This window comes from Leucobacter sp. M11, from assembly GCF_035726885.1.
GTDB lineage: Bacteria > Actinomycetota > Actinomycetes > Actinomycetales > Microbacteriaceae > JAPFRB01.
Genome location: NZ_JAPFRB010000003.1, coordinates 638,088 through 647,203, shown reverse-complemented (window position 1 = coordinate 647,203; position 9,116 = coordinate 638,088). Strand labels below are relative to the sequence as shown.

Genomic DNA, 9,116 nt, shown 5'->3' with positions numbered 1-9,116 from the left:
ACCAGCAGGGCGAAGACGATCACGAGCGACAACAGCGACATGATCACGGCGACGTACGGATCGGATTTGGAGACCTGCAACAGGGCGGTCTGAAGCGTGATGCGGTTCAGCAGCGAGGAAACGGTGAACTCCCCGAGGACGACCGCGACGGTGATCAGGGTTGCCCCGGCGAGACCGCGGCGGAGCCCCGGCACGAGCACGCGCAGCAGCACCGTGCCCCAGCCGGCCCCGAGCGTGCGGGCGGCCTCGGCGAGCGTGTGTGCGTCCATCCCGGACAGCGCAGCGGCGATCGAGCGGTAGGCGAAGGGCAGCACGAGCACGCCGTAGGCCAGGCTCAGGGCCCACACGCCGCCGCCGAGCAGCTGCGCGACCCCACGGAACACGGGCGCGAAGCCGACCACGAGGGCGATCGCGGGGATCGCGATGGGCAGCACGGTCAGCAGTTCGAAGGCGCGCCGGAGGCGGGGGAAGCCGAGGTGTACGAGCACGATCGTCGGCAGGAACAACACCCACACGATGAGCACGGTCAGCCCCGCGAGGAGCAGCGAGTTGCCGATGCCCTGGAAGAGGTTTCGATAGGCGCGGGCGTTTTCCGGGTCCACGATCGCCGCCCAGTGCGCGCCCGAGTATCCCCCGGCTGTATCGCGGAAGGTGAACTCGATCATGGCGATGATCGGAATCAGGAAGAGCACTCCGAGGGCGCCGAGCATGCCGCGAGCGACCGCGGGCGACGGCCGGTCGCCGAGCCGAGCCGGCCCGCTCATCGCTGCCACCGGGCCGCGCGGCGCATGAGCGCCGAGTACCCGGCCATGACGAGCGCCATCACGGCGATCATGCCGAGGGCAAGGACCCCAGAAGCCCCCGCCTGCCCCGCCCCCGTTTCGCCGATCAGCGCGGCCCGGATCTGCAGCGGCACGATCTGTGCGCCCTGGCTGATCAGCGCCGCGGCGGTGGCGAAGGACGAGAAGGCGTTCGCGAACAGGAGCAGCAGGCTGCCGAGGAAGGCCGGGGCGAGCACGGGCAGGGCCACGCGGCCCCAGTAGTGCCGCGGAGACCCGCCGAGGGTCGCGGTCGCCTCCGCCCACTGCGGCTTCACGGCGGCGAGCGCCGGGAGAAACACAATGATCATGAGCGGAATCTGGAAGTACAGATAGGGCAGGATGAGCCCGGGGAGCTGGTACAGCCAGACTCCGTCCGCGTAGGGGTCTGTGCCGAGCCGGTCGCGGAGGATCACGGTGAGCAGGCCCTGGACGCCGATCGTCGCGATGAAGGCGAAGGCGAGCATGACCCCGCCGAACTGGGCGAGCACGCTCGCGGCCGCGTCGACGATGCGGCGCACGGGCCCGCCCTCGGGCAGGGCGCTCAGCGCGACGCAGGCGAGCGCCCCGATCACGGCGCCGAGGAGCGCGGTGAGGGCGCTGAGCCAGAGCGAGGCCCAGAAGGACTCGAGGACGACCGGGTCGCCGAGCACGGCGAGGTGTTCGAGGGTGAAGCCTCCGTCCGGGCCGACGAAGCCGGAGGCCACGGCGAGCACGGTGGGCACCGCGAGGAAGGCGAGCACGTAGAGCGCAAAGGGGGTCAGGCCGAGGGCTTTCATCGAGCTCCTTCCGGGGGCGGGGCCGCGCGCGGGCGGCTGGGGTGCATGGGGGCGGCTGGGGTGCGTGGGGGCGGGGGCGACGGGCAGGGCCCGCCACCCCCGGGGCGGCTACCGGATGGCGGCGGGCCAGCGCTCGGCGAGGAGCGTGTTGGCCGCGGCGGTTTCCTTGGCGTCTGCGGTCACCCAGGTGGCGGGGTCGGAGCCGAGACCGGCGGCGTCCACGAGCGTCTCGTCCGCGGTGCCGGCGTCCTGCATGGCGGCCAGCCGGACGGGCATGGCGTTCGCCTCGAGGTACAGGTTCTGGACCTCGTCGGAGAGGATCCACTCCTGCCAGAGGCGTGCGGCGGCCGGGTTCGGGGCGTCCTTGTTGATGGCCTCGTTGTAGAAGGAGACGTAGCTCGGGCCGTCCAGGACGACGGTCTTCCAGGAGGGTTTGTTCGCCTGCTCTGCGATGTTGTTGAAGGACCAGTCGAACACGACCGGGGTCTCCCCTGAGGCGATCGTCGCGGGGGTGGGGTCCACCGTGAGGAAGTTCCCGGCGGCGTTGAGCGCTGCCACGAAGTCGACGCCGGGGCCGAAGTCCGCGACCGAGCCGCCGTGCTGTTCCGAGATCAGGCCGACGGCGGCGAACGCGGCGCCCGCCTGGGTGGGGTCGCCGTTGATGGCGACGGAGCCGCGGTACTCGTCCTTCAGGAGGTCGGTGAGGGCCGCGGGGGCGGTCAGCTTGTCGGTGTCAACGCCGATGGACATGATGCCGGTGTAGTTATTGACCCACAGGCCGCTGGGCTCCTTGTTTTCCGCTGGGATGTCCGCCCAGGTCTCGACCTGGTACGGGGCGAAGCTGTCGGTGGATTCGAGTGCCACGGCCGTGCCGAGGTCGAAGACGTCCGGGGCGGTGTCCTGGCCCTTGAGGTTCTCGGCGGCCTGGATTTCCTCGGCGCTGGACACGTCGGGCGACGCGGAGTTCACCGTGATGTCGTATTTCTCCTCGAAGCCCTCGATGATCTTGCCGTAGTTCGCCCAGCTGTCGGGGCGGGCGATGATGTTGAGCTGGCCCTCCTCCTGCGCCGCGGCGATGAGGGCGTCCATGCCACCGAGGTCGGCCGCGCTGGTGGCGGTCGCGGGGTCAGCGGTGGCACCCGAGCCGCCCTCGGCGGCTCCGGTGGGCGAGCTGCAGCCGGTGAGGGCAAAGACGAGCGCGGTTGCCGCTACGCCGCTGCTGATGAGGGTGCGTCGAGTCACGGGGGAATCCTCTCGGTGGGGCCCGAACCGGAAAGCGGCGGGGCAACGAACGCCTCACACGCTATGGGGGCGCGGTGAACGGCCGGGGAACGGCGCAAGACGCGCACGTGCACCGGAGATGACGCTCCCGCTCGCGCGGGTGCCCGCCGGGGCGGGCCCGCCGGGGCAGCCAGCGGTAGGCCCGCCGTTGCCCACCGTTTTCCGGCTCGTCATGTTGCCCCGGCTGGACTACCCTGGCCGCATGACCTCCCTCGTTCCGCGGCGGGTGCCCGGGCGGCGCGCGACCCGAGTGATCGTGGCCATCGCCGCGCTCCTGCTCCTCCCCGTGCCGATCACGGCGCTCGCCACCCCCGGGTGCGCGGCTGGCGCGTCAGGAGAACGGTGCGCCGGTCGCGGAGACGCGATGGCACCCGCTCGGGGAGCTGCTCTCTTGGGCCGCGGTGGCGGGAGGCCGGTGACGCAGTGACCCGGGTTAGGTCCGGGAGAAGATCGCCTTGAACTTCGGCTCGATGAGGGGGCGGGTCAGGCGCGCAACGGGCGCGGAGGACAGCAGCACGGCGATTGCCGTGGCGATCGCCACGAGGATCAGCGTCCCCGGCACCCCGAGGCTGTCGATCGCGTCGATCGCGCCGCTATTGCGCAGGGCAAAGACGAGGAATCCGTGCAGGAGGTACACGTAGAGGGTTCGCGTGCCCCACACCGTGATCCGCGAGTGCCCCCGGGGCACGAGCACGAGCAGGGCCGCGGTCATCAGGGTGGCCGTGGCCAGCAACGCGAATCGGATCAGGATGCCGGCGACGGGGGTGGCGACCTCGCCGAGATCCAGCAGGGTGTCATAGTCGTCTCGCCACGTGAGCCAGCGATCGATCCGGGCTTCCCCCCGCAGGTCCGGGAACACGACGAAGGCCGCGGCAACCGCGAGCAGGACCGCGGCGGCGGCGCTGCGCAGCCCCACGCTGGGGCGGCGGAACCACTCCCCGCTCAGCCAGCCCCGTTCCTTCACGAGCCACCCGGCCACGAAGAAGGGCAGGAAGCAGAGCGTTCGTGACGCCGAAAAATCAACCCCGATCGCGGGGCTGAGCCCCGCGGCGAGCGCGAGGACCACGGAGACCGTGAGCGGGGCGCGCAGCCGGGCGATGTAGGGCAGCAGGATCTTCATGGTGGCGAGGGTCACGAGGAACCAGAGGGTCCAGGCCGGGGCGACGAGGAACTCGTCCGAGAGCGTCTTCCCGTTCGTCAGGAAGCGCACCAGGGCCCAGATCCCCTCGAAGAACATCCAGGTCGCGACGAGCTTGAGCACCCCGCGGGTCGCCTTCGGGGTGACCTGAGTCTTCGCGAAGTACCCCGAGATGAGAAGCATCGCCGGCATGTGGAAGAGGTAGATGTAGCTGTAGATCGAGAACGCGAGGCCGGAGTCCGTGCGCACCGTGGAGAGGGTGTGCCCGATCACGACCAGAACGATGAGGAAGAAGTGCGCGTTATCCCAGAGCGCGATCCTCGGCTTGCCCCCGGAGGTTCGGTTTCCGGGCGCCTGGGCAGGAGATTTTCCGTCAAGTACTGCTGGGCTCACGACACCAGAATATGTGCGACGTATGATAATTCAATGTGTGGACGGGTGGTCTTTACCGGAGTGACCGATGACGTGCTGCACCTGTTTCGGGTGGGGCACGTCAGCGAGAGCGTCCCCGAGCCCTCCTGGAACATCCCCCCGACCCGGCAGATTCCCCTCGTGTTGGAGAGTCCGCGGGAGCCGGGACGACGCCGCCTTGAGGGGGCCCGCTGGGGCTTGACGCCGCCGTCCTCGCCGACCCTCACCACACCGTTCCCCACGTTTAACGCGCGCATCGAGTCGGTCACGGAGAAACCGACCTTCGCCCCCCCGCTGCGCGAGCGACGCTGCGCGATCCTCGTCGACGGCTACTACGAGTGGCACGGGGAGGGCGCCGAACGGGGCCCGTCCTACTTCCGGCTGCCCGGGGAACCGATGGCCCTCGCGGGCCTCACCGGGTGGTGGCAAGACCCCGCACAGCCGGAGCAGTGGCATCTGACCGCCACGATGCTGACCACCGCCGCCACCGGAGCGCTCGCCGAGGTGCACCACCGGATGCCGGTGTTCCTGTCCGCCGAGGACCGGGACGACTGGCTCTCCCCCGCCGTCCCGGGGGATCGGGGGCTGCTGGACCGGCTGGCGCGCTCGGCCCCGACCGAGGCCGCCCGGGTGCGCTTCTTTCCCGTGCGGCCGCTGCGCGGGGACGGCCCGGAACTGATTGCGCCCCGGCAGCCGGACGGTGGCCCGGGAGTGGCCTAGACTGGCCCTATGCGTGAAGACACTCAGCCGGGGCTCGTGAAGCTCATCGGTTTCCTGGTCCCCGTCGTTCTGCTCGCCGCGGTCTTTGGCCTCGCGGGCCTGCCCGTGCTGGAGGCGATGCAAGCGGGCGGCGTTGACAGCCTCCTCCTCAGCACGGTTGCCACCGGCCTGGTCTTCGCCGGGGCCGGCGCGTTCCTGGCCAGCTTCCTGTTCCGCGGCGCGGCCAAGAGCTGGAACCGCTGGGCCGGCATCGTTCTCGGCATCGTCGGGGCCCTGCTCTGGCTCGTCTGCATCTTCGTCTAGACCGTTTCGCACACCCCCGGCCGGCCGCCGGGGGTGTGTTGCGTTTCCGGCGCTTCAGCCGGGAAACCGGGGTGGGATCAGGCCCGTCCGTGCGGGGCCTGTGACGGGGTGTCAGCGGCCTCGCGTAGGGTAAGCACGTCGAAAGGTCGCCCGTGTCACGCTCCCCCGCTCAGCCCCACCCGCCCCGCCTGGATCCCGTCGACCCGGGACGCTTCCCGCTCGAGGACGCGGGCGACGCGGAGCTCATCTCTGGCGCCTCGCTCACCGGCCGTCGGATCAGCGGCCTCGACCTCGCGGAGCGTGATCTCAGCGGGCTCACGCTCGACGAGTGTCTCCTCACGGACGTCGAGCTCGGCGGCGCCCAGCTGCGAGGACACACCCTGCGGGAGAGCCGCCTCGACCGGATCAGCGCACCGGCCTTCCGCGGCGCCCGCGCGCACTGGCGCGATGTGGAGCTGCACGGGTCGCGCCTCGGCTCCGCCGAGCTCTACGACTCCGCATGGGAGGGCGTGCTCCTCGCCGACAGCAAGCTCGGTTTCCTGAACCTGCGCGGCTCGAAGCTGCGCGACGTCCGGCTCGAAAACTGCCAGATCGAAGAGCTTGATCTGAGCGACTGCGCCGCGACCCGGCTGGACCTCAGCGGCTGCCGGGTGGACCGCCTCGACGTGACCGGAGCAACGCTCAGCCACGCGGATCTTCGTGGGCTCGAGGTGCGCCAGATCGACGGGCTGCGCGGGCTCGCGGGGGCCACGGTGTCCGGCGAGCAGGCGGCCATGCTCGCGGAGCTCTTCGCCCGCGAGATCGGGATCACGGTCCTCGGCTGAGCACGGAGGGCCGCGCAGCCGCGCCCCCGGAGCTTCGCTCGGGTCCCTTGCCCGGGCGGGAATCGCCTGTTAGCGTGGCACCACACGTGGGCCATCGGCGTCGATTCCCGGGGCTGACGCCCACCTGAGAAACGAGGTGCGTGATGGTGCAGCAGGTAGTCGCGGCAGCCGAGACGGGTATTCCGGCGTCCGCCTTCTGGGTCGGGGGCATCGGAGCTGCCATGCTGATCACATTCGTCGTCGTCATCTGGGGCATGCTCCGCGCGGCGAAGTAGGCCGCCGCTCCCGACGGACACAGCAAAACAGCTCCCGTCGGCGAGGATGGGAGCTGTTTCGAGCCGCCTGCGAGAATCGAACTCGCGACCTTCTCATTACGAGTGAGACGCTCTACCGACTGAGCTAAGGCGGCGCGTGCGGAACGAATTCCGAACACAAGAAATAATCCTAGCAGGGTTCCCGGCCCCCGAGCGACACTCGGGGGCCGGGCCGGGCTCCCGGGCGCGTCGCCCGGGGGTGCCCGCTGGGCTTCGCTAGCAGCGGGCCTCGTCCGCGGGCAGCGTCCCGTCGAGGAGATAGGCGTCCACCGCGCCGTCGACGCAGGCGTTCCCGGCGCTCCGGTAGGCGGTGTGCCCCTCGCCCTCGAAGCTGAGCAGCACCCCGCTGTCCAGCTGCTCGGCCAACGAGACGGCCCAGCGATACGGGGTGGCCGGGTCCCCGGTGGTGCCCACCACCAGGATCGGGTCGGCGCCCTCGGCGGACACCGGGGTGTTCGGGGTCACCGTCGGGTAGGGCCAGTTCGCGCAGGCGAGACCGCCGTAGCCCTGGAAGGAGCCGAAGGTCGGCGCGAGCTCCGCGAGCTCCTCCGCCTGGGCCCGCATGCGCTCGGGGTCGGCGTCCCTCGGGTAGTCCAGGCAGTTGATCGCCATAAACGCCTCGAAGGAGTTGTCGCGATAGGTCCCGTCAGCGTTGCGGCCGTAGTACCCGTCGGCGAGCGCCAGGGCGGTGTCGGCCTTGCCCTCGCGCACCTCGGCGAAGAGGTCGTTCAGGTAGGGCCAGCTCTGCTGGCTGTACAGCGGGTAGATGATGGCCGTGAACAGGGTGCCGGAGCTGACCGCCCGCCCGTCCGAACCGATCAGCGGTTCCTCGTTGGCCTGGGCCATGAGCTCGCCGATTTCGGCCATGCCCGCATCGACGGTCCCCTCGAAGGGGCAGTTCGCGTCCTTGAGGCAGGAGGCGAGATAGGCGCGGGTCGCGTTCTCGAAGCCCTCGGTCTGGAACTTGACGGTCTCGGACTCGGTCGAGGTCGGGTCGATCGCCCCGTCCAGGACGAGGCGACCCACGTTCTCGGGGAAGGCCTCGGCGTACTGCGCGCCGATCGAGGTCCCGTAGGAGAAGCCGAGGTAGTTCAGCTTCTGATCGCCCAGCACGGCGCGGAGCATGTCGAGGTCGTGGGCGGTGCTGATGGTGTCCACGGTGCCGAGCAGGGGGCCGGTGTTTTCCTGGCAGGCCTCGCCGAACTCCGCCGAGGAGGCCTCGGCCTCCGCCAACCACTCGGGGCTGCCCGGCTGTGCCTCGCTGACCCCAAAGAGGTACTCGTCCATTTCGGCGTCGGTCAGGCAGGAGACGGCGCTGGAATTGCCCACGCCCCGCGGGTCCCAGCCGACGATGTCGTAGCTGTTCCTGACCTGCTCCGAGGTGATCGCCTCGGCGCTCTGCGCGACCGTCTCGACGCCGGAGGCGCCCGGGCCGCCCGGGTTCACGAGCAGGCTGCCGAGCGGCGCCCCGCCCGCGGCCGGGAGCCGGACGAGGGCGAGCGTGATCGAGTCCCCGCCGGGCTCGGACCAGTCGAGGGGGGCGTGCGCGACCGCGCACTCCTTGCCGTTCCAGCAGGGCTGCCAGGACAACTCCTGACCGTAATAGCCGTCCAGGGTTGCCGCGGGCTTGGGGCCGGGGGCGATCTCGTCGGGGGACGCCGAGGGACGGTTCGGCGCGAGGCCGAGCAGCGGGGAGCAGGCGGCGAACACGAGCCCGCCGATCGTCAAGAGCGCGATCAGGCCCACCGCGATCTTCAGCCCGGTGCGACGGGGCCGAGGCGGGCGGACGGCGGTGCCGACCTCGCTCAGCTGGGGAGGGGTGCCGGGCTGCTGCCCGTCCGGGGTGCCGGGGGTGTAGTGGGTCAACGGTCCTCCGATGAGTTGAGCGCGGCGGTGGCGAGGAAAGCTTCGAGGGCGAGGCCGGGGGTGACGTTTCGGGCGATCCGGTCCCGGGCCTCGGTCAGGGCGTCGATCGTGGCCAGCGTTCCCTCGGGGGTCCCGGCGTCGGCCCGGGCGCGGATCCGGTCGGAAAATTCCCGATTCACGAGCGCGTCGCCCGCGCCCAGCTGGGTGAGCAGGATGTCGCGGAACAGCGAGAGCAGGTCGGTGAGGATCCGGTCGATGCCGTCGCGCAGGCTCCGGGTCGCGCGGCGCTTCTGGTTTTCCTCCAGGGTCTTGACCTGCGAGCGGAGACCGGGGGGCACCGCCTGGCCGGGGGCCACCCCGAGGTTGCGCAGGGCCTCCTCCCGCTCACGGGCGTCGCGCTCAACGGTGATCGCCTTCGCGTCCTCGCCGGCGAGCTCGCTCAGCTCGGCGGCGACGCGCATCGCGCCGCCCAGCCCGGCCACGCCGAGGACCAGCTCGACCGTGCGCTGGCGGCGCTCCAGGGCCACCGGATCGGCGGCGAGGCGGCGCGCCATCCCGATGTGGCTCTGCGCGAGCCGGGCGGCCCGCTCGGCGGCTTCGGGGTCGCGGCCGTCGCGGCGAACGAGGAGCGCGGCGACGTCGGCGGTCGCCGGGGTGACCAG

The 9,116-nt window shown here is 71.1% G+C and carries 9 protein-coding genes, 1 tRNA gene and 1 pseudogene; 4 read left to right on the top strand and 7 right to left on the bottom strand.

Annotated features, from left to right (window positions below; genetic code table 11):
- From OOT08_RS11455 to OOT08_RS11440, 4 genes are all read right to left on the bottom strand, one after another.
- The coding region (locus OOT08_RS11455) for an ABC transporter permease (RefSeq protein WP_325092758.1) at positions 1–710 on the bottom strand (710 nt) is incomplete at its 3' end.
- 50 nt (positions 711–760) lie between these two features.
- The gene (locus OOT08_RS11450; protein WP_325092757.1) at positions 761–1,597 is read right to left on the bottom strand and encodes an ABC transporter permease; all 837 of its coding nucleotides are present in this window, start codon (positions 1,595–1,597) and stop codon (positions 761–763) included.
- A 108-nt stretch (positions 1,598–1,705) separates the two neighbouring features.
- Entirely contained in the window at positions 1,706–2,839 is a 1,134-nt protein-coding gene (locus tag OOT08_RS11445; protein WP_325092756.1) for an ABC transporter substrate-binding protein, read from the bottom strand.
- A gap of 472 nt (positions 2,840–3,311) precedes the next feature.
- Positions 3,312–4,409, bottom strand: a complete 1,098-nt coding sequence (locus OOT08_RS11440; RefSeq protein ID WP_325092755.1) for an acyltransferase family protein — start codon at positions 4,407–4,409, stop codon at positions 3,312–3,314.
- Between the two features lie 33 nt (positions 4,410–4,442).
- Between OOT08_RS11440 and OOT08_RS11435 the strand changes: the two genes are divergently transcribed.
- From OOT08_RS11435 to OOT08_RS11420, 4 genes are all read left to right on the top strand, one after another.
- Positions 4,443–5,147, top strand: coding sequence for an SOS response-associated peptidase (locus OOT08_RS11435; RefSeq protein WP_325092754.1), 705 nt, complete (start codon positions 4,443–4,445; stop codon positions 5,145–5,147).
- Between the two features lie 9 nt (positions 5,148–5,156).
- Entirely contained in the window at positions 5,157–5,450 is a 294-nt protein-coding gene (locus OOT08_RS11430) for a hypothetical protein (RefSeq protein WP_325092753.1), read from the top strand.
- Positions 5,451–5,602: 152 nt separating this feature from the next.
- Entirely contained in the window at positions 5,603–6,274 is a 672-nt protein-coding gene (locus OOT08_RS11425) for a pentapeptide repeat-containing protein (protein WP_325092752.1), read from the top strand.
- 143 nt (positions 6,275–6,417) lie between these two features.
- Entirely contained in the window at positions 6,418–6,549 is a 132-nt protein-coding gene (locus OOT08_RS11420; RefSeq protein WP_325092751.1) for a hypothetical protein, read from the top strand.
- A gap of 61 nt (positions 6,550–6,610) precedes the next feature.
- Here the strand turns inward: OOT08_RS11420 and OOT08_RS11415 are convergent.
- From OOT08_RS11415 to OOT08_RS11405, 3 genes and pseudogenes are all read right to left on the bottom strand, one after another.
- Positions 6,611–6,683: transfer RNA gene (locus OOT08_RS11415), tRNA-Thr, on the bottom strand.
- A 121-nt stretch (positions 6,684–6,804) separates the two neighbouring features.
- Positions 6,805–8,454 carry an alpha/beta hydrolase gene (locus OOT08_RS11410; RefSeq protein ID WP_325092750.1) on the bottom strand — a complete coding sequence of 550 codons (1,650 nt, stop codon included), beginning with the start codon at positions 8,452–8,454 and terminating at the stop codon, positions 6,805–6,807.
- A pseudogene (locus OOT08_RS11405) lies at positions 8,451–9,116 on the bottom strand (DNA polymerase III subunit delta'); the annotation flags it as partial. The gene OOT08_RS11410 and the pseudogene OOT08_RS11405, both read right to left, overlap by 4 nt.